The sequence below is a fragment of the Bacillus sp. JJ783 genome (assembly GCF_036963225.1).
Lineage (GTDB): Bacteria > Bacillota > Bacilli > Bacillales > Bacillaceae_G > Bacillus_A > Bacillus_A cereus_U.
Genome location: NZ_JBALMG010000037.1, coordinates 111,678 through 135,912, shown reverse-complemented (window position 1 = coordinate 135,912; position 24,235 = coordinate 111,678). Strand labels below are relative to the sequence as shown.

Here is a 24,235-nt window from a genome sequence, read left to right as displayed (position 1 = left end):
AAAGAGTAGGTGCAGCAATGTTCAAACACGTAACAGTACTTTTGAAAGAAACAGTAGATGGCTTAGATATAAAACCGAGTGGTACATATGTAGATTGTACACTGGGTGGAGGAGGACATAGTTCTTATTTATTATCTCAGCTAACAGATGGTGGAAAATTAATAGCATTTGATCAAGATGAAATAGCGATTCAAAATGCGAAGGAAAAATTTTCTTCTTATGGTGAACAATTTGTAACAGTGAAGAGCAACTTCCGTTATTTATCTGAAAAACTACATGAATTAGGTATCACAGAAGTAGACGGGATTTTATTCGATTTAGGTGTTTCATCCCCACAATTAGATACACCAGAGCGTGGCTTTAGTTATCATCATGATGCACCGTTAGATATGCGGATGGATCAAGATGCCCCATTAACAGCATATGATGTTGTGAACAGCTGGTCATATGAACAACTCGTAAGAATTTTCTTCCAATACGGCGAAGAAAAATTTTCAAAGCAAATAACAAGGAAAATTGAAGCGTACCGCGAGAATAAGGCTATTGAAACGACAGGAGAATTAGTGGAATTAATTAAAGAAGGTATTCCAGCCCCGGCACGTAGAACAGGTGGACATCCTGCGAAGCGAGTATTCCAAGCGATTCGTATTGCTGTAAATGATGAATTAAAAGTATTTGAAGAAGCGTTGGAATCTGCAATTGGTATGGTCAAGCCTGGTGGAAGAGTTAGTGTTATAACATTCCATTCTTTAGAAGATCGTATTTGTAAAACGACGTTTAAGCGAAATAGCACAACGCCGCAATTACCACAGGGACTACCGATTATTCCAGATGAATTTAAGCCGAAATTAAAGCTTATTACAAGGAAACCGATTTTACCTTCTGACATTGAATTAGAAGAAAATAATCGAGCGCGTTCTGCGAAGTTGAGAATCGCTGAAAAACGATAAAAAGGAGAGAGAGGTATGACTAATTTAGCTGTAAAGTATAAACAACAGGCGCAAGAAGAGGTACAAATTCAAGCGCCGCCACAGCAGATGGTTAAGCCAAAAGTAAAAACGAAAATTACAAGAATTGAAAAGCTATTGTACGTAACGTTTATTGGATTTTTATTATATGCTTGTGTAGCTTTTATTGGGAATAAAGCGGGTCTATATCAAGTTAATGTGGAAGCAGCGACGATAGAAGAAGAAATTGTGAAAAAACAAAAGGAAAATCAAGAATTGCAGGCTGAAGTAGAGAAGTTAAGTCGTTATGAACGTATCGCTGAAGTTGCAAAAAAACACGGGCTAGAAATCAATGCGAATAATGTGAAAGGCCTAAAGTAAGGCAAATAGGTGTGAAGAAAAGATGAAGAGAAATATGACCAAATTTCATACCAATAAGGGAGCAGGTTATTTCATGATATTTTTCCTCCTGCTCTTTTTGCTGTTATTAGCCCGATTTTTTTATATACAAGTAACAGGAACAGTGGACAATCATGATTTGAAGAAACTTGCTGAGCAGAAACATAGTAAAAAGGGAGTTCTCGAAGCGAATCGAGGAACAATTTATGATCAAAATGGTCATGTCCTAGCGCAGGATGCAAATTCTTATAAACTTGTAGCCGAGTTAAAAGGAGCCAATGCCGTTAAGGATAAAGAGGATACTGCAAAGAAAATTGCAGGAGTACTCGGAAAAGATGAAGATGAAATTTTAGCTACTTTAAATAAAGAAGGCAGAAGTCAAGTAGAATTTGGAACATTAGGTAAGGACTTGACGAAAGAAAAGAAAGAACAAATAGAAGCATTGAAGTTGCCGGGAATCTCTTTCATTACTGAAAATGCGAGAGTGTATCCAAACGGTGATTTCGCATCTTACGTCATAGGGCATGCCAGCCCTGATGAGAATGGAATCGCAGTAGGTCAATTTGGCTTAGAAAAGAGTTTAGATAAGTATTTAGGTGCTTCTAATGGTGAGGTAGCTTATACAGGGGACCGTAAAGGTGTATCTCTTGATGGTGGAAAGGTGAATGTAAAGGCGCCTAAAAATGGAGATAATGTGTATTTAACGCTTGACCAACGTATTCAAAGTTATTTAGAAGACGCAATGAAAGAAGCGAGTAAAAATTATGAGCCAGAAAATTTAATTGGAATTGTAGCGGATCCAAAGACGGGAAAAATATTAGCGATGTCTAGTAAACCTAGTTATGACCCTAATGATCGTCAAATTAAATATTTCTTCAACGACGCAATTGCAAATGCATTTGAACCGGGATCAACAATGAAGATTTTCACATTAGCAGCGGCCATTAATGAAGGTGTATACAATGGACAAGACTTTTATCAGTCTGGTACATATCAAGTTGGTAATCGCAAAATAAAAGATCATAACGGCGGCGCTGGATGGGGTTCTATTACTTTTGATGAAGGGGTAGAGCGCTCTTCAAACGTAGCGTTTGCAATTTTAGGTGATCAAAAACTTGGTCCAGATCGTTTCCGAAAATATATTCATAATTTTGGATTAGATGAAAAAACAAACATTGATTTACCTGGTGAAGGGTCAAATACAATTTTATTTGATCAACAAATACAACAAGTAACAACAGCATTTGGACAAGGTTCTACAGTTACACCAATTCAACTTGTACAAGCTGCAACAGCGATTGCAAATGATGGGAAAATGATGAAACCTTATACAATTGATAAAATTGTGGATCCAATAACAGGTAAAGTACAGCTAGAGCATAAACCAGAAGAAGTAGGAAAACCTGTTTCCAAAGAGACAGCAGCGCAAGTAAGGCAATTACTAGAACGTGTTGTTACATCACCGAAAGGAACAGGGAATGCATATAAAATTGATGGGTACTCAGTCGGGGGTAAAACAGGTACAGCACAAATTCCTGACGGGAAAGGTGGCTATATGACGGGAAGAGAGAATTATATATTCTCATTCTTAGGTATGGCACCGATGGACGATCCACAACTTGTTGTGTATGTGGCCGTTAAACAGCCGAAATTAAAAGATGATGAAAACGGGGCTAAACCTTTAGCTGATATCTTTAAATATGTAACGAAAAATAGTTTAGAGTATTTAAAGATTAAGCCAAATGAAGTAAAAGACCCGAAAAAATATGTGAAAGAGCAACAAACTGTCGTTCCGGATGTAACAGGAAAAACGATGGATGAAGCGAAAAAAGCAATTGATAAAGCAAAACTGCGTCCAATCGTATTAGGTGAAGGGAAAGTACAGCAGCAAGTTCCCAAAGCAACTGAACAAACATTAAAAGGTGATCGAGTCTTCTTAGTAGGAGATAAGCCTACAATGCCAAATATACAGGGATGGGCACTGCGTGATGTTATGAATTTAGCAAAAACATTAAAGCTTAACTTAAAACCTTCTGGTACAGGATATGTAACGGAACAAAGTGTGGCGGAAGGAACATTGTTGCAACCTGGTACAGAATTAGGTGTAACACTCGTACCACCACTTGAGCCGCAGCAAGAAGCAGAAAAGCCATAATGGTAATAGGGAAGAAGTTCTAATTAAATAAGTACAAGCATATATTGGAACAAGCTAGGCGTAAGGGAGGCTTGTTCCAATATGCGTGTATCAAATGTAACGGTTAGGAAACGACTTATTTTTATACTTATATCGGGTATACTCATTTTCACCATCATCGATATTCGTCTTGGATATGTGCAATTTTTTCTTGGAAATATGTTAACGGATCGTGCGAAGGATTCATGGAGTCGTAATATTACTTTTGAACCAGAGCGAGGGAAAATTTTAGATCGAAATGGTGTGGAGCTTGCTACGAATAAAAGTGCACCGACCGTCTTTGTTGTGCCGAGACAAATTGAAAAACCAGCAGAGACTGCAGAGAAGTTAGCTGCAGTATTAGGTGTGGAAAAAGATGATGTTTATAAGCGGATTACAAAAAAAGAATCGATTGTAAGGCTTGATAAAGGCGGAAGGAAAATATCGCATGAAAAAGCGAAAGAAGTACGCGGATTAAGTTTAAAGGGTGTGTACATCGCAGAGGATTCTATCCGGTACTATCCATTCGGTAATTTTTTATCACACGTATTAGGATTTGCGGGCAGTGATAATCAAGGGCTTATGGGACTAGAGAAATATTATGATAAAGAGCTAAATGGTGATAAAGGTCATGTGCGATTTTTTGCAGACGCGAAAGGACAGAGAATGCCTAACGTAGGAGATGATTTCAAAAAACCAGAAGCCGGTTTGAATTTAGGATTAACAATTGATTCACGCATTACGAGGATTATGGAAAGAGAAATGAATATTGCGGAATCAACGTATAATCCTGACGGTATGATAGCAATTGCAATGAATCCGAAAAATGGTGAAATTTTAGGTATGTCAAGTCGACCAAGTTTTGATCCAGCAGATTTTCAAAGTGTTTCTCCGGAAGTATATAACAGAAACTTACCTGTATGGAGTACGTATGAGCCGGGGTCAACATTTAAGATTATTACATTAGCTGCAGCCTTGAATGAAAATTTGGTAGACTTAGAGAAAGATACATTTTATGATGATGGGGCAGCTGAAGTTGGTGGAGCTAGATTGCGGTGTTGGAAAGCTGGAGGCCATGGTAGCCAAACGTTTTTAGAGGTAGTTCAAAACTCTTGTAACCCAGGATTTATTGAACTCGGTGATCGTCTTGGTAAAGATCGATTGTTTAAATACATTCGCAATTTCGGTTTTGGACAGAAGACTGGAATTGACTTACAAGGTGAAGGTAGCGGGATTTTATTTAATTTAGATAAAGTTGGTCCAGTCGAGCAAGCGACGACTTCATTTGGGCAAGGTGTTTCTGTTACACCGATTCAACAAGTAGCAGCTGTAGCGGCCGCTGTAAATGGTGGAACTTTGTATCAGCCATATATAGCGAAGGAATTTATTGATCCGAAGAATAATCAAGTTGTTAGCAAAAAGACACCTGTTGCGAAAAGGGAAGTTATTTCCAAGGAAACTTCAGAGAAAGTTCGTTACGCATTAGAGAATGTTGTAGCGAAAGGTTCTGGTAAAGGGGCTTATATTGATGGATATCGTGTAGGTGGAAAAACTGGAACTGCTCAAAAGGTGAAAGATGGAAAATATTTAGATAATAACTATATTGTATCATTTATCGGTTTTGCTCCAGCTGACGATCCGCAAATTGTTGTTTATGTAGCAGTGGATAACCCAAAAGGAGTCACTCAATTTGGTGGAGTGGTAGCAGCACCTATTGTTGGGAATATTCTTCGTGACGCACTTCCTGTAATGGGAGTGGAACCGAGAAAAGAGCAAGTTGAGAAAGAATATAAATGGGGCGATACACCAACTGTGGAAGTTCCGAATTTAATTGGTATGAAAAAGAAAGATTTACAAACGCAACTTGTAGACTTGAAGCTTGATATAAGTGGTGATGGTGGGAAAGTAATTAAACAATCACCAGAAGCAGGAGCTAAAGTAAAAGAGGGTTCAAAAGTTAGAATTTACTTCGGGAATTAAAGGTAACTGATTGTGTTTTATGGTACAATTGGTGGAAGTGAGTTCTTTATAGAAAAATTGCTTTATTTGAGACGATAAGTGTCTCATTAATAAATAAATCTATTGATTAGACTATAGTAGCACTTACCTCCTATTTTTATATAACTAGGAGGTAACGTGTTACTTGCTAAAATAAGAGATAAATAAACAATGTAGAGAGGGTTTAGTGAAATGAAGTTGCATACACTTGTATCATGTTTGCATGATTTTCCAGTTGTTCCAACAGAAAATCCAGAAATAACATCTATTGAAGCGGATTCACGTAAAGTGAAAGAGGGAAGCTTATTTATATGTATGAAAGGATATACGGTTGATAGCCATGACTTTGCTAAGCAAGCAGCCGCACAAGGAGCGGCTGCTATTGTTGCGGAAAGACCAATTGATGTTGACGTTCCAGTTGTACTTGTGAAAAATACTTTTCGTTCGCTAGCGGTTTTAGCTGATTATTTTTATGGCCAACCAACACACAAGTTACATTTAATCGGTATTACAGGTACAAATGGAAAGACAACAACATCGCATATTATGGATGAAATTATGCGCGCACATGGTCATAAAACAGGGCTAATTGGAACGATTAATATGAAAATCGGTGATGAAACATTTGAGGTGAAAAATACAACACCAGATGCACTAACACTTCAACAGACATTTTCAAAAATGGTTGAACAAGGTGTGGATAGTACAGTAATGGAAGTTTCGTCTCATGCTTTAGATCTTGGCCGTGTACACGGGTGCGATTACGATGTTGCAGTATTTACGAATTTAACACAAGATCATTTAGACTATCATAAAACGATGGAAGAATATAAACATGCGAAAGGGTTGCTTTTTGCACAGCTTGGCAATAGTTATCATCATAATCGTGAAAAATACGCTATATTAAACAGCGATGATCCAGTAGCAGAAGAGTATATGAGAAGTACAGCAGCTACTGTTGTAACATACGGTATAGATGTTGCAAGCGACATTATGGCACGAGATATCGTGATGACGAGTGGCGGTACAACATTTACACTTGTAACACCGTATGAAACTGTAAATGTTACGATGAAATTAATTGGTAAGTTTAATGTATACAACGTGTTAGCTGCTACAGCAGCAGGTCTTGTTTCAGGAGTGAGCTTACAAACAATTATTGATGTAATTAAAGAGCTTGCTGGCGTTCCTGGACGTTTTGAAGTTGTTGATGGTGGACAAAATTACACAGTTATTGTTGACTATGCACATACACCTGATAGCTTAGAGAACGTACTAAAAACAGCAAAACAGTTTGCAAAAGGTGATGTATATTGTATCGTTGGTTGCGGTGGTGATAGAGATAGAACGAAAAGACCAATAATGGCAAGTGTTGCAATCGAATATGCAACTCATGCGATTTATACATCAGATAATCCAAGAAGTGAAGATCCGAAGGCTATTTTAGATGATATGGTAAATGATGCAAATGGGAATAATTATGAAGTAATTGTCGATCGAAAAGAAGCGATACGTTCAGCTATCTCGAAAGTGAAAGCTGAAGATATTATTATTATTGCTGGTAAAGGGCATGAAACGTATCAAATTATTGGTAAAGAAGTTCATCATTTTGACGATCGTGAAGTCGCTAAAGAAGCAATCACAGAGCGTTTAAACAACGAAGTGTAACAGCATGAGAGGAGGACTACATGTGCTTGAACAAGGTTTATTAGTAACGGCTGGGGTAGCATTCTTAATTTCTGTTGCCCTTTCGCCATTATTTATTCCATTTTTAAGAAAGTTAAAGTTCGGACAGAGTATTCGTGACGAAGGACCGAAGTCACACCAAAAGAAATCAGGGACACCAACGATGGGTGGTATTGTCATATATGTATCTATGATGGTGACTACGCTTATTATGGCGATTAAATTTAACAATTTAGGTGCAGAAGTATCATTGTTATTATTAGTTACATTTGGGTACGGATTAATCGGATTTTTAGATGACTACATAAAAGTAGTAAAGAAAAGAAATCTTGGTTTAACATCAAAACAAAAATTGATTGGTCAGCTTGTAATTGCTATTGCGTTCTTTTTAATTGGAAAAGGGCAAGCGTTTCACACTTATATCATGATTCCGGGAACTGATGTTAAATTTGAATTAGGCTGGGCATATTTTGTTCTTGTATTATTTATGCTTATTGGTGGATCAAATGCGGTTAATTTAACAGATGGTTTAGATGGTTTATTATCAGGAACAGCTGCTATTGCATTCGGAGCATTTAGTATTATTGCTGTAGCTCAAGAACAATTTGGGGTAGCTATTTTCTGTATGGCAGTTGTAGGAGCTGTACTTGGCTTTTTAGTATTCAATGCGAATCCAGCGAAAGTATTTATGGGGGATACAGGTTCTCTAGCTTTAGGTGGTGCTATCGCAGCTGTAGCGATTTTGTTAAAACAAGAATTGTTACTCGTTATTATTGGCGGTGTATTCGTAGCGGAAACTTTATCTGTTATTATCCAAGTTATTTCGTTCAAAACAACAGGAAAGCGTGTCTTTAAAATGAGTCCATTACATCATCATTATGAATTATGTGGTTGGTCAGAGTGGCGCGTTGTTGTAACGTTTTGGTCTGTAGGATTTTTATTAGCTGTGCTAGGAATTTATATCGGGGTGTGGATGTAATTGAAAACTGTAACTGAATATCAAAATAAAAATGTTCTTGTATTAGGTATTGCTAAAAGTGGTTATGCAGCAGCTACTTTATTAAAAAAATTAGGGGCAAACGTCATTGTAAATGATGGGAAACCATTAGTGGGTAATGTGCTTGCTGCTGAGTTACAAGCGGAAGGAATGGATGTTATATGTGGTGGGCATCCGTTAGAATTGCTGGAGAGAAACATTTCACTTGTCGTAAAAAACCCAGGAATTCCATATTCTAATCCACTCTTAGTGGCGGCGAAGGAAAAGCAAATTCCAATTGTAACTGAGGTTGAATTAGCATATCGCATTTCAGCAGCACCGTTTGTTGGGATTACGGGATCTAACGGCAAAACAACAACGACAATGTTAACGTTTGAAATGTTAAAAGAAGGACAAAAGTACCCAGTTATTGCGGGGAATATAGGTACTGTAGCTTGTGAAGTTGCACAATTGGCGAAAGAAAATGAAGTTGTCGTTACGGAACTTTCATCGTTTCAATTGATGGGAGTAGAATCCTTCCAGCCTAAAATTGCAGCCTTTTTAAATTTATTTGAAGCGCATTTAGATTATCACGGGACGAAGAAAGAGTATGGTTTGGCGAAAGCGAATATTTTCAAAAACCAAAAAGAAAACGATTATAGTGTAATAAATGCAGATGATGCAGATGTGATGGCTTTATCTGCTTATAGTAAAGGGCAAAAAGTACTATTCTCGACTACGAAAGAAATCGAAGATGGTGCATATATAAAAGATAACGCTCTTTATTTTAAAGGCGAAAAAGTAGTTAAAGTAAGCGATATTGTTTTACCTGGTAAGCACAATTTAGAAAATATTTTAGCAGCAATGAGTATTGCTAAATTACTAGGTGTTTCTAATGAAGCAATTACTGCTGTGTTAAAAAGTTTTACAGGTGTAAAACATCGCTTAGAATATGTAACAACGATTAATAATCGTAAATTTTATAATGATTCAAAAGCGACGAATATGCTAGCGACAGAAAAAGCATTATCTGCATTTACACAACCGATTGTATTATTGGCTGGTGGACTTGATCGTGGTAATGAATTTGATGATTTAATTCCATACTTTAAACATGTCAAAGCGATTGTAACATTTGGACAAACTGCACCAAAATTAGTAAGAGCGGCAGAAAAAGCAGGATTAGATGTAATTGAAAGTGTCGATACTTTAGATGATGCAGTAGTGAAGGCTTATGCTCATTCTACCGATGGTGATGTTATTCTTCTTTCACCAGCATGTGCAAGCTGGGATCAATTTAAAACATTTGAAGAAAGAGGAGACATTTTTATACAAGCTGTGCATAAACTTATATAAAGTAAATCAAAACATCAGTAGGCTAACACCTACTGATGTTTTGTTACATAGGGCAAAGGTTCTGCCCAAAGAGGTGGTGTACATGGGTAATGAAGAAAACGCCTGATTTTATTCTCATCATCGTTACACTTGCGTTGTTAACAATCGGAATGATTATGGTTTATAGTGCGAGTGCGGTTTGGGCCTCTTATAAAATGGGGGATTCATTCTTTTTTGCAAAAAGACAATTGTTATTTGCAAGTCTTGGGGTAGTAGCTATGTTTTCTCTCATGAAAATTGATTATTGGGTGTGGCGTACGTATTCAAAAGTAATTTTACTAGTTTGTTTCGTTCTTCTTATTCTCGTTCTTATTCCTGGAGTAGGTCTCGTTCGTGGGGGAGCACGAAGTTGGATTGGAATCGGAGCATTTTCTATCCAACCGTCAGAGTTTATGAAATTCGCGATGATTATTTTCTTAGCAAAATTTTTAGCGGAACGACAAAAATTAATTACATCGTTTAAACGAGGTTTGCTACCGGCTCTTAGTTTTGTATTTCTTGCTTTTGGGATGATTATGTTACAACCAGATCTTGGTACGGGAACGGTAATGGTTGGGACATGTATTATTATGATATTCATTTCGGGAGCAAGGGTTTTTCACTTTGCAATGTTTGGTTTGCTTGGTGCAGCGGGATTTGTAGGGTTAATTGCATCAGCACCATATCGAATGAAACGCATTACATCATATTTAGATCCGTGGTCGGATCCGCTCGGAAGTGGATTTCAAATTATCCAATCGTTACTCGCAATTGGACCTGGTGGTTTATTTGGGCTTGGACTTGGACAAAGTAGACAAAAATTTCTTTATTTACCTGAACCACAAACAGACTTTATATTTGCAATCTTATCCGAGGAATTAGGTTTTATTGGTGGTTCATTTGTGTTATTATTATTTAGTCTATTATTATGGCGCGGGATTCGTATAGCATTAGGAGCGCCAGATTTATATGGTACGTTTTTAGCAGTAGGTATTGTGGCGATGATTGCGATTCAAGTAATGATTAATGTTGGTGTTGTAACAGGACTGATGCCTGTTACGGGTATTACTTTGCCGTTTTTAAGTTATGGTGGATCAAGTTTGACCTTAATGTTAATGGCAGTAGGTGTATTATTGAATATAAGTCGCCATTCTCGCTATTAAACCCTGTTTAAAAGACAGGGTTTTTCGTGTGTGTGTGAAAATACAATATGTATATAGAAATAAATACGATTGAATAAGAACAGGGAAGTGGAGGAATCAGTAGTGCGAGTATTAGTAAGTGGTGGGGGTACTGGAGGACATATTTATCCAGCTCTTGCTTTAATTAGAGAAATAAAAAAACTAAATCCGGAAGCAAGATTTTTATACATTGGTACAGAGAATGGATTAGAGAGTACCATCGTACCGAAAGCGGGTATTCCGTTCCAATCTATTGTTATAAGTGGATTTAAACGAAAAATATCTCTTGATAATGTAAAAACAGTGATGCGTTTCCTAAAAGGTGTTCAAGATAGTAAACGATATATTCGTCGTTTTAACCCTGATATTGTGATTGGTACGGGCGGATACGTATGTGGGCCAGTTGTATATGCTGCGGCTAAATTAGGTATTCCGACTATTGTACATGAACAAAATAGTGTACCTGGTGTAACGAATAAATTTTTAAGTCGTTATGTCGATAAAGTTGCAGTTTGCTTTGAAGCAGCTGCAGAACATTTCCCACAGTCAAAAGTGGTTATGACAGGTAATCCACGTGCATCAGAAGTAATGGACCAAAATGGAATGAAAGGAAAACGTTCGGTAGGACTATCCCTTTCTAAAAAATCCGTGCTTATTTTTGGTGGGAGTCGCGGTGCTAGACCGATTAACGATGCTTTTGTAGAAGCGATTGAACAATTTGGGAATAAAAGTTACGAAGTATTATATGTAACAGGCGAAGTACATTATGATAAAGTTATGGAAGCCGTGAAACAAAAAGGGAATCCGAATAATGTTATTATTAAACCTTTTATTCATAATATGCCAGAGGTACTGACTGGTGTAGATCTTGTTGTTTCAAGAGCAGGGGCTACAACGCTTGCAGAATTAACAGCGTTAGGAAAGCCAAGTGTATTAATTCCAAGTCCGTATGTAACAAATAACCATCAAGAAAAAAATGCACGATCAGTTGTTGATAAAGGAGCAGCTAAAATGCTACTTGAAAAAGATTTAACATCTGAAACGCTTATTCGTGACATTGATGAGATTTTATTGGATACACAAACATTACAAAATATGAAACTGGCTACTAAGCAACTTGGTATTCCAGATGCAGCAAATAAGCTATATGAAGTAATGAACAAGCTTATTAAAAAATAACATTAGGTGAACGCCCTGCATATTACTGTCATAAGGAGACTTAATATGGGGGAGATTGTCTATGGAACAATTAGTAAAAGAGCTTTTAGAAGCAAATGTTGGTCGCGTGTTAGTTAATGAACCGTTAGCGCGTTACACGACTATGAAAATAGGCGGACCAGCTGATATTTTAATTGTGCCAAAGCACGTTGCTGGTATTGAGAAGACGTTAGAGTTAGTAAAGAAGTACAAGACAGGGTGGACTGCAATTGGTCGTGGTTCAAATCTTCTCGTATCTGATCAAGGTATAGAAGGTGTGGTTATTCGTTTAGGAGAAGGATTAGATCACTTAGAAGTCGAAAAACATAGAGTAAGAGTTGGTGCTGGATACCCCCTTATTAAATTGTCAACTTTACTTAGTCGACAGGGATTAGCTGGCTTGGAATTTGCAAGTGGTATTCCAGGAAGTGTTGGCGGTGCAGTGTATATGAATGCAGGTGCTCATAAGTCCGAAATATCGAGTGTATTAACGAAAGCTCGTATTTTGTTTGAAAATGGAACAATTAATTGGTTGACGAATACCGAAATGGGATTTTCTTATCGCACATCTGTATTGCAAATGAAACGCCCTGGTATTGTTTTAGAAGCTGAATTCCAATTGGAGGTAGGCGAACGCGAGGAAATTGGAAGAAGCATGCAAAAGAATAAAGAGTATCGCCGTGAAACGCAACCTTGGAATCACCCTTGTGCAGGAAGTATATTTCGAAATCCAGTCCCATATTTTGCAGGAGATTTAATAGAAAAAGCAGGGCTTCGTGGCTATAAGATAGGTGGAGCTCAAATTTCTGAAATGCATGGAAATTTTATTGTTAATACTGGTGTGGCTTCAGCACAAGATGTATTAGACTTGATCGCATTGATAAAGCGTACAATTAAGGATAAATTTGGTGTCGATATGCATACAGAAGTAGAAATAATTGGAAGATAACGGTTGTTCGTTCCGCTCATTATCATTTATGTTATAATAAGAAGATAAGAACGGCATGCGGAACATGCCGTTCTTTATGTTACATAGGGGGATCGTACATGAAAAATAGTAAAGTGATTAAACTACAAGATCGTGTACCAAAATTAAAGAATCAAAAGAAAAAGAATAAGAAACCTGTTAATCATCGGTTAATTTTATACATATCGATTTTATTTTTATTAGTACTCTTTTTAATTTATTTTCGGTCTCCGCTTAGTAATATAAAAAAGATAAGTGTGTTTGGAAATCATTATATGACAGATGAACAAGTTATGAAGGAATCAGGTGTGACATATGATACGAGTTATTTCCGAGTAACAGCACATAAAGCAGAAGAAAACTTAACGAAACGAAAAGAAATTAAAGCGGTAAATGTAAAAAAACGTTTCCCAAACAAAATTGATGTTCATATCGAAGAATATTTAACAATTGGGTATATAAACAAAGATGGGAAATTACAACCGTTATTAGAAAATGGGAAAACACTCGATGTACTTCCGAACGGAAAACTTCCAGTTGCAGCACCAATTTTTGAACCGTTTAAAGAGGAAAAAATGAAGGAATTAATTGCAGAACTAGAAAAATTAACGCCGACTATTTTAAGGTCTATTTCTGAAATTCGTTATACACCAACGAACGCAAATGAAGATCATCTTACTTTATATATGAATGAAGGATATGAAGTGAGCACCACTATTCAAAATTTCGCAAAGCGAATGGAAGCTTATCCCCTTATTTTAAAAACAATTGAACCTGGTAAGAAGGTTTTAATTGACTTAGAAGTGGGTGCATATACGAAGGAACTAGGTGCTGAAGAAAAGAAAGAATAGAATGATAGTTTTTACTACGTTATTACGTATGAAATGAAACAAACGTTCTTTTATATGGATGGTAATTTGCAAGAATGCTTAATTTGATGAAGAAAATGTAAATTTTCTTAGATTCATACTAGGATTGGTACAAGTTTCACTTTTCTACAAGTACATCTTAGTGTAGACTTATACTTGGCGGTAATCTTTACACTTGAAATATAATTATTTCAAGATAAAGCAGTTATTCACAGGTTACTGAGATATGCTTAAATGAATGTTAAATAAAAATAAGAAAAATATAGGGTTAAAAAAGGGAAACGTATAAAGACGTTGAATATTTTTCTTATAAATAGTAAAGTTGCGATTGTTGTTCCATATATTGAGTTGTATGGTATAAATAAAGAAGGAGGTGCCAAAGAATGAACAGCAATGAAATATATGTTAGTCTTGACATCGGTACATCCAATGTTAAAGTCATCATTGGTGAAATGGTTAATGATAGCTTAAACATTATTGGTGTTGGAAACGTAAAATCAAATGGTTTGAAGAAGGGATCGATAGTTGATATAGATGAAACTGTTCGATCAATTAAAAAAGCAATTGAACAGGCTGAGCGCATGGTGGGTATCCACATTGAGCAAGTTGTAGTAGGTGTCAATGCAAACCAGGTACAGTTGCTCCCGTGTCACGGAGTAGTCGCTGTTTCAAATGAAGATCGTGAAATCGGGAATGAAGATGTCTTACGCGTTCTAGATGCAGCGCAAGTTGTGTCAATTGCTCCTGAACGTGAATTTATTGATGTGGTACCTCGACAGTTCATTGTAGACGGTCTTGACGAGATTAACGATCCACGCGGGATGATCGGTGTAAGATTAGAAATGGAAGGTACACTTATTACAGGCTCGAGAACTTTACTACATAACCTACTTCGTTGTGTAGAAAAATCAGGTCTTGAAATTGTTGATATTTGTCTGCAACCTTTAGCGGCAGCGACAGTTGCGTTATCTTCGGATGAAAGACATAGAGGGGTAGCCCTTGTTGATATGGGTGGAGGATCTACAACCTTATCTATTTTTAAAGATGGAGAGTTGCAAGCAACGAGCGTATTGCCATTAGGTGGAGATCATATAACGAAGGATATAGCGATTGGGCTGAAAACTTCAACAGAAAATGCAGATCAAATTAAGCTGAAATATGGACATGCTTTTTATGATACAGCATCTGAAGAAGAGATGTTTACGGTTCCTATTATGGGAAGCGATCAAACAGAACAATATTCTCAGTTGGAATTATCGGATATAATAGAGGCTCGTGTAGAGGAAATTTTAATGTTTGTTCAAGATGAAGTGCGTAAGTTAGGAGTAAAGCAAGTAGCTTCTGGATATGTACTAACTGGTGGGATAGCTTCTATGCCAGGTGTTCTTGATCTTGCATACGATATTTTACATGAAAATGTTCGTATAGCAACGCCTGATTATATTGGTGTTCGTGAGCCCCAATATACAAGTGGAGTTGGATTAATTAAACATTCTTATCAAAAAGCTAAATTACGTGGGAAAAATGTGCAGGAAAAGCAAGAACATTTTGAACCAGTACCAGCACCAATGCCGGTACAACAGCAACCTGCGAAACAGAAAAATCGTAATCAAAACAATACTAATCAAAATGATGACCGCATGATGTCAAAAGTAAAACGTGTATTCCGTTATTTATGGGATTAAAATTGGACACGAAAAATGAGGTTCTAGGGGGATTTCGACATGTTAGAGTTTGATACTACTCAAGATCAATTAGCGAATATAAAAGTTATCGGTGTCGGCGGTGGCGGAAACAATGCTGTAAACCGTATGATTGAACACGGTGTACAAGGTGTAGACTTTATCGCTGTGAATACTGATGCACAAGCATTAAATCTATCAAAAGCTGAAACGAAAATGCAAATTGGTGGAAAATTAACGCGTGGACTTGGTGCAGGCGCAAACCCTGAAGTAGGGAAAAAAGCTGCAGAAGAAAGTAAAGAACAGATTCAAGAAGCGCTTCGTGGCGCGGATATGGTCTTCGTAACTGCTGGTATGGGCGGCGGAACTGGAACTGGTGCAGCTCCAGTTGTTGCTCAAGTTGCAAAAGAACTAGGTGCGTTAACAGTTGGTGTTGTAACACGCCCATTTACATTTGAAGGACGTAAACGTGCAACTCAAGCTGCATCCGGTATTGCGTCATTTAAAGAAAATGTAGATACACTTATTGTAATTCCAAATGATCGCTTATTAGAGATTGTTGATAAAAATACGCCAATGTTAGAAGCGTTCCGTGAAGCAGATAACGTATTACGTCAAGGTGTTCAAGGTATTTCTGATTTAATTGCTACACCAGGTCTAATCAACTTAGACTTTGCAGACGTAAAAACAATTATGTCTAATAGAGGTTCTGCTTTAATGGGTATCGGTTCTGGTAATGGTGAAAATCGTGCAGCTGAAGCTGCGAAAAAAGCGATTTCTAGTCCATTACTAGAAACATCTATTGATGGAGCTCAAGGTGTTATTATGAACATTACGGGCGGCGCAAACTTAAGTTTATATGAAGTACAAGAAGCAGCAGACATTGTAGCTTCAGCTTCGGATCCAGAAGTAAATATGATCTTCGGTTCTGTTATTAATGAAGGATTAAAAGATGATATCGTTGTCACTGTAATTGCAACTGGTTTTGATGATAGTGCTTCGACGCAGCCACCAAAACCAATTATCCGTCCGACTGCGAATCACACGCAACAGCAACAACAACCAGTAGCTCAGCCTTCAAAACAACGTGAAGTTAAGCGTGAAATGAAACGTGAAGAGCCGGTTGTGCATGATCGTCATACAGATTCAGATGACATCGATATTCCAGCATTCTTACGTAACCGTCGTAGACGATAAAAGAAAAGGAGCTTTCATGCTCCTTTTTTTGTTGTCTAAATGGAAAAGATCTGCTAAGCAGATCTTTTTTTATTATTTTGCATATGGAGAGCCCAGTCCTATTTTTAAGCTATAAGCTGTGATAAATAAAGTGAAACTTTAATTAGTAGGGATTGTTCATCCAAAATGATTGTTAGCTCGACTCCCGCTTAACTTCTGTACTTTTTTGTAGCTGAATTTTGAGGCAGGGGTGTTACTGCACGCAAATAGCAAGATAAACTTTGTATATATATAATTCAATTATTATGTATACAGGTAAGAAATTTATATTATTCTATGAAAAATACACTTTTATTTTTTACCGACAGATTATGTCTAGAAATCACAAAATAACAAAAAAAACCCCTCCACCAATTGACACACTTTCCTATTGGATATGCATTATACTAGTCTCAACTTAAAAAAAGAGGTGAATTGTTTGGTTGTTTACGCCGACATTGTTTGGTTGTTAAACGCCTGCATTGATTTTCTTTTACTTTTATTAACAGCCACCGTGTTAAAAAAGAGAATCAAAAGATGGAGGCTTGTGTTAGGGGCATTTATAGGTTCAACTATTGTTATTTTCGCCTTTACGCCTTTTGCTTCTATGATGACACATCCAATTATGAAACTATTGTACTCGTTACTTATTGTGTATACAGCATTTGGGTTTTCAACATTTAGAAATTATGCACAAACTGTTTTTACTTTCTATTTTGTAACCTTTATGGTTGGTGGAGGATTAATTGGAACGCATTACTTTTTGCAAACGAACGAAATGGTAAATGGGTTAGTTCAATCTAAATCAGTTTCTTACGGTGATCCAATTAGTTGGTTGTTTGTTATTTTTGGTTTTCCAGTAATTTATTATTTTTCTAAAAAGCGTATAGAAAGCGTAGAGGTCACAAAGATACACTATGATCAAATCGTGAAAGTGAAAATTCAATTAGCTGGAGAGGAACTAGAACTAGCAGGTCTAATTGATAGTGGGAACCAACTTTATGACCCGTTAACAAAAACACCCGTTATGATTATGCATATTTCATCATTAGAACATTGTTTGCCAGCTTGGTTAACAGAACAAATTTATTCCAAAACAGAAATTCCTCAAATACCAGAAAATGATTCTGGGTGGGCGACGAAACTACGTTTAATTCCTTTCCGAGCAGTAGGAGTAGAGAATCAATTTTTATGGGCAATTAAGCCAGATTGTGTGCAAGTTTATCATGAAGGTTTGGTTGTTGTAAACAAAGTACTGATTGGATTAAATACACAACAATTATCTACCAATGGAGAGTATCAATGCATTGTACATCCGAAAATGTTGATTTCGCAAAAGATGGTAATTGCTTAATTATGAGAGGCGGGATAATATGGTGAAATTTAAATTTTATTTGGTATACCTTTGGTATAAAGTATTGCTGAAATTAGGAATTAAGACCGATGAAATTTATTATATTGGCGGAAGTGAAGCGTTGCCACCGCCGTTAACGAAAGACGAAGAGGCAGTTCTTTTGAATAAATTACCAAATGGAGATCAAGCTGCCAGGTCGATGCTTATTGAACGTAATCTACGGCTTGTTGTATATATAGCAAGAAAATTTGAAAATACAGGGATAAATATTGAGGATTTGATTAGTATAGGAACAATTGGTCTTATTAAGGCAGTGAATACATTTAATCCAGAAAAGAAAATTAAATTAGCAACATATGCATCTCGTTGTATAGAAAATGAAATTTTAATGCATTTGCGTCGAAATAATAAAAATCGTTCGGAAGTTTCTTTTGATGAACCGCTTAACATTGATTGGGACGGAAATGAACTGTTATTATCAGATGTGTTAGGTACAGATGATGACATTATTACAAAAGATTTAGAAGCTACTGTAGATCGTCATCTTTTAATGAAAGCATTGCATCAATTAAATGATCGTGAAAAACAAATTATGGAGCTTCGGTTTGGACTCGCTGGTGGCGAAGAGAAGACACAAAAAGATGTGGCTGATATGCTTGGAATTTCACAGTCGTATATTTCTCGTTTGGAAAAAAGAATTATAAAAAGATTACGAAAAGAATTTAATAAAATGGTGTGAAGAATAAGACCAGTCGGTATCTAGACTGGTCTTATTCTCTTTTTGTGCATTAGGAAATATGATGTTTGTGAAAAACGATGGGAAAACCGTATGCATAAAATCCCCTTCAAAGGAAATACTTTACACTGTACAGCAACTCCCGATAGGAGGGAACACTTTGACGAGAAACAAAGTAGAAATTTGCGGTGTTGATACAGCTAAACTTCCAGTACTAAAAAATGAAGAGATGCGTAAATTATTTCGTGAAATGCAAAGTGGAGAGATAAGCGCCAGAGAGAAATTAGTGAATGGAAACTTACGTCTTGTACTGAGCGTCATCCAAAGATTTAATAACAGAGGAGAATATGTTGATGATTTATTTCAAGTTGGTTGCATTGGACTTATGAAATCCATTGATAACTTTGATTTAGGCCAAAATGTAAAATTTTCAACGTATGCTGTGCCGATGATTATTGGGGAAATACGCAGATATTTGCGTGATAACAATCCAATTCGCGTATCTCGCTCATTACGAGATATTGCGTATAAAGCGTTGCAAGTAAGAGAAAAATTGATTGCTGAAAATTCCAAAGAACCAACAGCAATGGATATTGCCAAAGTTCTTGAAGTGACACATGAAGAAATTGTCTTTGCGTTAGATGCTATTCAAGATCCAGTTTCATTATTTGAACCGATTTATAATGATGGAGGAGATCCTATCTTTGTTATGGATCAGTTAAGTGATGAAAAACAAAAGGACGAGCAGTGGGTTGAAGAACTAGCGTTGAAAGAAGGGATGAAGCGTTTGAATGATCGTGAGAAAATGATTATTCGAAAACGGTTCTTCCAAGGAAAGACACAGATGGAAGTTGCCGAAGAAATCGGGATTTCTCAAGCACAAGTATCACGTTTGGAGAAGTCTGCTATTAAGCAAATGAATAAGACGATTCAAGGATAAGGTCTTCACCAGTTATGGTGAGGCCTTTTTTATATATAATATTTTGCTCTCATAGTAGAGTGGGTAGGTTCATATAATGAAAATAAAATAGATGTTCTATTAGTAGCGGTTATATACTGTTTACCCGCTTCAAAATTCGGCTGAAGTAAGAAGTTAGATGGAAGCGGAGCTAACCGAAAAAGTCCGATTAGCATGGGCTAATAATCAGTAGGGATGGGAAAAATCCCACTGATTAAGGTTTCACTTTATTTGAGAGCGTACTTATGATTCATGATATAAGGGAGAGGATGAATATGATACGAATTTCGGAGTTTCAAATGAAGGATGTTGTAAATATTTTAGATGGAAAAAGGCTTGGAAATATTGGAGATATTGATTTTGATATAGACACAGGGAAGATTAGGGCAGTTATTATTTCCAAGCAGACACGTATGCTAGGACTCTTTGGAAAGGAAGTAGAATTTGTGATTCCTTGGGAGCAAATTATGAAAATTGGGGAAGATGTCATACTTGTCAGAGTAGATAATATTAATTCTGTAACAGAATCAATACAAACACCGACAATTTCATAAAGAATATTACAAATTCCCCTTTTTTTTCAGTTGTCATTATGAAAAAATAAAAGTATGGTAAAATAGACAGGAAGTACCATGCTTTTTTCTGTTATTTTAATTAAAAGGAGCCGCTTTATGAGAGAACCATTTAAATATGTGGACGGTATACTGTATTTACAAGCGTGGAAAGAACTTGGAAACATTACTGTTGGATTTACGACAAAAGATGGTGGAGTAAGTACAGGCTCCTTTCATGCGATGAATTTAGGATTACATGTGAATGATATCGTGGAGAATGTTCATGAAAACAGACGCATTTTAGCGAATAAGTTACAAAAACCATTAGAAAAATGGATTTGCTCTGAACAAGTTCATGACCATCATGTTGAGAAAGTAGGACTGCAAGAAAAAGGGAAAGGCGTTTATTCATATGAAGACGGTATTCCAAAAACGGATGGCATTTATACGACTAACAAAGATGTTCTCTTAACATCTTGTTACGCTGATTGTGTTCCGCTCTATTTTTATGCACCATCACATGATATGATAGGACTTGCGCATGCTGGGTGGAAAGGGACTGTAACAGAGATTGCGAAAGAAATGATTCAAAAGTGGAATGCAGAAGGTGTTTCAAGTGATGAAATTCATGTCGCAATTGGTCCTGCAATCGGATCATGTTGTTATGTTGTTGATGATCGTGTATTAACAGCAGCACAGCAAGTAGTAAACGGATCTGTTCCCTATAAAGTAATTTCTGATGGTCAGTATGCAATTAATTTAAAAGAAGTTAATCGTATATTATGTGTACAAGCAGGTATAAAAGAAGAACATATTGTAATGTCATCTCTTTGTACAAGCTGTGAAGAACAATTATTTTTCTCTCATCGTCGTGATCAAGGTAAGACGGGGAGAATGTTGAGTTTCATAGGTTTTAAGGAGGAGTGAAGCAAGTGACAGTGCAAGGGAATTTAGCAGATGTAAACGAAGCAATTAAAGAATCTTGTGCACGAGCTGGACGTTCGACGAAAGATATTAAGCTCGTTGCAGTTACAAAAACTGTAGGAATTGAAAAAACAAGCGAAGTAATTGAAGCAGGAATTATTGACTTAGGTGAAAATAGAAATGAAGGTTTCTTACAAAAATACGAGCATTTCGGTTCAAAAGTGAATTGGCATTTTATTGGCTCATTGCAAACGAGAAAAGTAAAAGAAATCATTAATGAGATTGATTATTTACATTCATTAGATCGTCTTTCGCTTGCAAAAGAAATTCAAAAACGTGCTGATAAGAAAGTTAAATGCTTTATTCAAGTGAAAACATCATCTGAAGAATCAAAGCAAGGATTGGCGATAGAAGAAACAATTTCTTTTATTCAAAGTTTGCAAGAATTGGATAAGATTGAAGTGGTAGGATTAATGACAATGGCTCCGTTTACAGGAGAAGAGGAAGAGATTCGTCGCTGCTTTAAGGAATTACGCATGCTACAAACAGAGGTGCAGGAGCTAGAATTATTACATGCACCATGTAAAGAATTATCAATGGGAATGTCAAATGATTACACGATTGCAATTGAGGAAGGCGCTACATATATTCGTTTGGGAACGGTTTTAGTAGGAAAAGCGTAAGAGGAAGGAGAAAGTTATTATGAGTTGGTCAAAAGTAAAATACTTCTTTTTTGACACACCGGAAGAAAAAGAAGCAGCTCAATATAGTTATGAAAAGGAGCAAACAGACATGAAAAAACAACAAGATCCCCCAGAACAACAAGATGTTCCGTTTGCGAAAGTGCAACCGAAGCAAAATGTAGTGAGTATTGAAACAGCGAAGCAATCTTCAAAAGTTGTTTTACTAGAACCACGCACATATTCGGAAGCGCAAGGCATTTCGGATCACTTAAAAGGTAGACGAGCTGTTGTAATTAATTTGCAAAGAATGTCTACAGATCAAGCTGTACGTATCGTTGACTTTTTAAGTGGTACTGTATACGCTATAGGCGGGGATATTCAAAAAATAGGCCCGAAAACATTTATGTGTACACCTGAAAATGTTGATATCGTTGGTGCGATTTCAGAGTTATTCGGTGAAGAAGAAGAGACAAATATAAAGAGGTGGTAATACGCCATGACAACAGTTGTACAAGTATTGCAGTCTGCTATTCAAATTTATTCCTATGCGCTTATCATTTATATTCTTTTGTCTTGGTTCCCAGGTGCAAGAGAATCAAAATTTGGTGATTTTCTTGCACGCATTTGCGAACCTTATTTAGAGCCTTTTAGGAAATTTATTCCACCGCTTGGTATGATTGATATTTCTCCACTTGTTGCGATTTTCACATTGAATCTCGCTAGTAGAGGATTGACAAGTTTGTTTTTTTATTTTGTTTAGCGAAAGGCTACATACATGAGCATCTACGAGCATTTTAGACCTGATGAAGAGGTCTTTGTGGATAAAGTAATAGAGTGGAAACAGGCTGCTGAGTACCATCAAGTCAAGTTAACAGATTTTCTTGATCCAAGACAGCAACAAATTGTTTCTATGGTAATAGGGCAAGGAGATGTAGCTGTACGGTTTGATGGTGCGATGCCTGAAGCCGAACGAAAAAGAGCACTAATTTATCCAGATTATCTAGAATTAAATGAAGAGGAATTTCAAGTAGAAGTATTAGAAATTGACTATCCTTCCAAGTTTTTCACGCTAGAACATAGGCAAATATTAGGTGCATTCATGTCACTTGGTTTAACAAGGGAAAAATGTGGTGATATTTTGCTTCAAGAAGATCGTGCCCAAATTGCAGTTGCGAAAGAGGTTGTATCCTATATTGAAATGAACTTACAATCAATAGGGAAAATGAAAGTCACACTCTCTCCTATACAAGTAGAGAAAGTTTTGCGTGTAGGTGAAAAGTGGGGAGAAAAATCTGGAACAGTTTCGTCACTTCGTCTAGATGTTTTATTAGCTGAAATGCTGCATATATCTAGGCAGAAAGTACAGCCTCTTATAAAAGGTGGCCTAGTAAAAGTCAATTGGAAAACAGTAGAGCAAACTTCGTATGAATGTTTTCCGGGGGATGTTTTCTCGGTTAGAGGGTATGGACGAAGTAAATTATTTTCTGTAGAAGGTAAAACGAAGCGCGACAAATGGAGAGTTTTGTATGGTATACTAAAATGATTGGTTTTTTAGAAGGAAATTCTCTTATTTTGTCGAAGAAAAGATATAATTGAAAGAGGAAATTTAGATAATTACTTGGAGGTGGCGTTGTGCCGTTAACACCATTAGATATTCATAACAAAGAATTTGGTCGCGGATTTCGTGGCTACGATGAAGATCAAGTAAATGAGTTTCTTGATCAAATCATCAAAGATTATGAATTAGTCATTCGTGAGAAAAAAGCTTTAGAAGAAAAGGTTGCACAATTAGAAGGAAAGTTAGATCATTTTTCTAATATTGAAGATACACTGAACAAATCTATCATTGTCGCACAAGAAGCTGCTGAAGAAGTGAAGCGTAATGCACAAAAAGAAGCAAAATTAATTGTACGTGAAGCAGAAAAAAATGCAGATCGTATCATTAACGAAGCATTAGTAAAATCAAGAAAAGTTGCATTTGATATTGAAGAGTTAAAGAAACAAGCGAAAGTATTCCGCACTCGTTTCCGTATGTTGTTAGAAACACAGCTTGAAATGTTAAGCAACGATGATTGGGACAAATTAATTGAGTTAGAAGACGAAGTGGACGAACTGTTGAAAAAAGAAGAAACAGTGTAAGCTTGACGTTTTTCTCATTATTACATATAATTTTAAACAGCATATTTATTAAGAAAAACGAAGATAGGGATAAGTACCTTTTTCATACCTTATATAGCGAACTGAGGATAGTGTAAGCTCAGGATAAGGAGATAATGGGAATATCACCCTGGAGTTCCGCGCTGAACAAATTTAGTAAGCGTAGGCGTATATTCGCGTTAAGAATATAAAGAGGACCTTATGC

The 24,235-nt window shown here is 36.6% G+C and carries 23 protein-coding genes and 1 other annotated feature (1 of these 24 running past the window's edge); all 23 genes read left to right on the top strand.

Going from position 1 to position 24,235, the window contains the following annotated elements; genetic code table 11:
• Positions 1-17: 17 nt before the first annotated feature.
• The 23 genes from rsmH (at position 18) to divIVA (ending at position 24,012) form a co-directional block, all read left to right on the top strand.
• Positions 18-950 carry a 16S rRNA (cytosine(1402)-N(4))-methyltransferase RsmH gene (rsmH, locus tag V7038_RS08170; protein ID WP_002111447.1) on the top strand — a complete coding sequence of 311 codons (933 nt, stop codon included), beginning with the start codon at positions 18-20 and terminating at the stop codon, positions 948-950.
• A 15-nt stretch (positions 951-965) separates the two neighbouring features.
• Positions 966-1,328 (top strand): cell division protein FtsL, encoded by a 363-nt coding sequence (gene ftsL, locus V7038_RS08165; protein ID WP_002111445.1) that lies wholly within the window; start codon positions 966-968, stop codon positions 1,326-1,328.
• A gap of 22 nt (positions 1,329-1,350) precedes the next feature.
• Complete coding sequence (locus V7038_RS08160) at positions 1,351-3,501, top strand: PASTA domain-containing penicillin-binding protein (RefSeq protein ID WP_100246181.1); 2,151 nt, start codon at positions 1,351-1,353, stop codon at positions 3,499-3,501.
• An 81-nt stretch (positions 3,502-3,582) separates the two neighbouring features.
• Positions 3,583-5,499, top strand: a complete 1,917-nt coding sequence (locus V7038_RS08155; protein WP_002111442.1) for a stage V sporulation protein D — start codon at positions 3,583-3,585, stop codon at positions 5,497-5,499.
• 210 nt (positions 5,500-5,709) lie between these two features.
• Positions 5,710-7,185 carry a UDP-N-acetylmuramoyl-L-alanyl-D-glutamate--2,6-diaminopimelate ligase gene (gene murE, locus V7038_RS08150; protein ID WP_335469798.1) on the top strand — a complete coding sequence of 492 codons (1,476 nt, stop codon included), beginning with the start codon at positions 5,710-5,712 and terminating at the stop codon, positions 7,183-7,185.
• 22 nt (positions 7,186-7,207) lie between these two features.
• Complete coding sequence (gene mraY / locus V7038_RS08145) at positions 7,208-8,182, top strand: phospho-N-acetylmuramoyl-pentapeptide-transferase (RefSeq protein ID WP_002014738.1); 975 nt, start codon at positions 7,208-7,210, stop codon at positions 8,180-8,182.
• Positions 8,183-9,535, top strand: coding sequence for a UDP-N-acetylmuramoyl-L-alanine--D-glutamate ligase (gene murD, locus V7038_RS08140; RefSeq protein WP_002111440.1), 1,353 nt, complete (start codon positions 8,183-8,185; stop codon positions 9,533-9,535).
• Positions 9,536-9,624: 89 nt separating this feature from the next.
• A complete protein-coding gene (gene spoVE / locus V7038_RS08135; RefSeq protein WP_002111438.1) occupies positions 9,625-10,716 on the top strand; it encodes a stage V sporulation protein E in 1,092 nt (363 codons plus the stop codon).
• 102 nt (positions 10,717-10,818) lie between these two features.
• Complete coding sequence (gene murG, locus V7038_RS08130) at positions 10,819-11,913, top strand: undecaprenyldiphospho-muramoylpentapeptide beta-N-acetylglucosaminyltransferase (protein WP_002088269.1); 1,095 nt, start codon at positions 10,819-10,821, stop codon at positions 11,911-11,913.
• Positions 11,914-11,974: 61 nt separating this feature from the next.
• Complete coding sequence (gene murB, locus V7038_RS08125) at positions 11,975-12,880, top strand: UDP-N-acetylmuramate dehydrogenase (RefSeq protein WP_335469796.1); 906 nt, start codon at positions 11,975-11,977, stop codon at positions 12,878-12,880.
• A 98-nt stretch (positions 12,881-12,978) separates the two neighbouring features.
• Positions 12,979-13,749, top strand: coding sequence for a cell division protein DivIB (gene divIB / locus V7038_RS08120; RefSeq protein WP_002111435.1), 771 nt, complete (start codon positions 12,979-12,981; stop codon positions 13,747-13,749).
• 401 nt (positions 13,750-14,150) lie between these two features.
• Positions 14,151-15,452, top strand: a complete 1,302-nt coding sequence (gene ftsA, locus V7038_RS08115) for a cell division protein FtsA (protein WP_002111434.1) — start codon at positions 14,151-14,153, stop codon at positions 15,450-15,452.
• Between the two features lie 39 nt (positions 15,453-15,491).
• A complete protein-coding gene (ftsZ, locus tag V7038_RS08110; protein WP_002014730.1) occupies positions 15,492-16,646 on the top strand; it encodes a cell division protein FtsZ in 1,155 nt (384 codons plus the stop codon).
• Positions 16,647-17,103: 457 nt separating this feature from the next.
• Complete coding sequence (gene spoIIGA, locus V7038_RS08105) at positions 17,104-18,018, top strand: sigma-E processing peptidase SpoIIGA (RefSeq protein WP_002111432.1); 915 nt, start codon at positions 17,104-17,106, stop codon at positions 18,016-18,018.
• A 19-nt stretch (positions 18,019-18,037) separates the two neighbouring features.
• Complete coding sequence (sigE, locus tag V7038_RS08100; protein ID WP_002111431.1) at positions 18,038-18,757, top strand: RNA polymerase sporulation sigma factor SigE; 720 nt, start codon at positions 18,038-18,040, stop codon at positions 18,755-18,757.
• A gap of 157 nt (positions 18,758-18,914) precedes the next feature.
• Complete coding sequence (sigG, locus tag V7038_RS08095) at positions 18,915-19,694, top strand: RNA polymerase sporulation sigma factor SigG (RefSeq protein WP_000197755.1); 780 nt, start codon at positions 18,915-18,917, stop codon at positions 19,692-19,694.
• A 293-nt stretch (positions 19,695-19,987) separates the two neighbouring features.
• Entirely contained in the window at positions 19,988-20,266 is a 279-nt protein-coding gene (locus V7038_RS08090; RefSeq protein WP_033708393.1) for a YlmC/YmxH family sporulation protein, read from the top strand.
• Between the two features lie 117 nt (positions 20,267-20,383).
• Positions 20,384-21,193, top strand: a complete 810-nt coding sequence (gene pgeF / locus V7038_RS08085; protein WP_002111428.1) for a peptidoglycan editing factor PgeF — start codon at positions 20,384-20,386, stop codon at positions 21,191-21,193.
• 5 nt (positions 21,194-21,198) lie between these two features.
• Positions 21,199-21,873, top strand: coding sequence for a YggS family pyridoxal phosphate-dependent enzyme (locus tag V7038_RS08080; protein ID WP_002111427.1), 675 nt, complete (start codon positions 21,199-21,201; stop codon positions 21,871-21,873).
• A gap of 19 nt (positions 21,874-21,892) precedes the next feature.
• Positions 21,893-22,363, top strand: coding sequence for a cell division protein SepF (locus tag V7038_RS08075; RefSeq protein ID WP_002014721.1), 471 nt, complete (start codon positions 21,893-21,895; stop codon positions 22,361-22,363).
• Positions 22,364-22,369: 6 nt separating this feature from the next.
• A complete protein-coding gene (locus tag V7038_RS08070) occupies positions 22,370-22,633 on the top strand; it encodes a YggT family protein (protein ID WP_002111425.1) in 264 nt (87 codons plus the stop codon).
• A 15-nt stretch (positions 22,634-22,648) separates the two neighbouring features.
• On the top strand, positions 22,649-23,416 hold the full coding sequence (locus tag V7038_RS08065; RefSeq protein ID WP_002111424.1) for an RNA-binding protein: 768 nt from the start codon (positions 22,649-22,651) through the stop codon (positions 23,414-23,416).
• A gap of 89 nt (positions 23,417-23,505) precedes the next feature.
• Positions 23,506-24,012 carry a septum site-determining protein DivIVA gene (gene divIVA / locus V7038_RS08060; protein ID WP_002088249.1) on the top strand — a complete coding sequence of 169 codons (507 nt, stop codon included), beginning with the start codon at positions 23,506-23,508 and terminating at the stop codon, positions 24,010-24,012.
• Positions 24,013-24,063: 51 nt separating this feature from the next.
• Positions 24,064-24,235: a binding site (T-box leader), on the top strand; it runs 53 nt beyond the window's last position.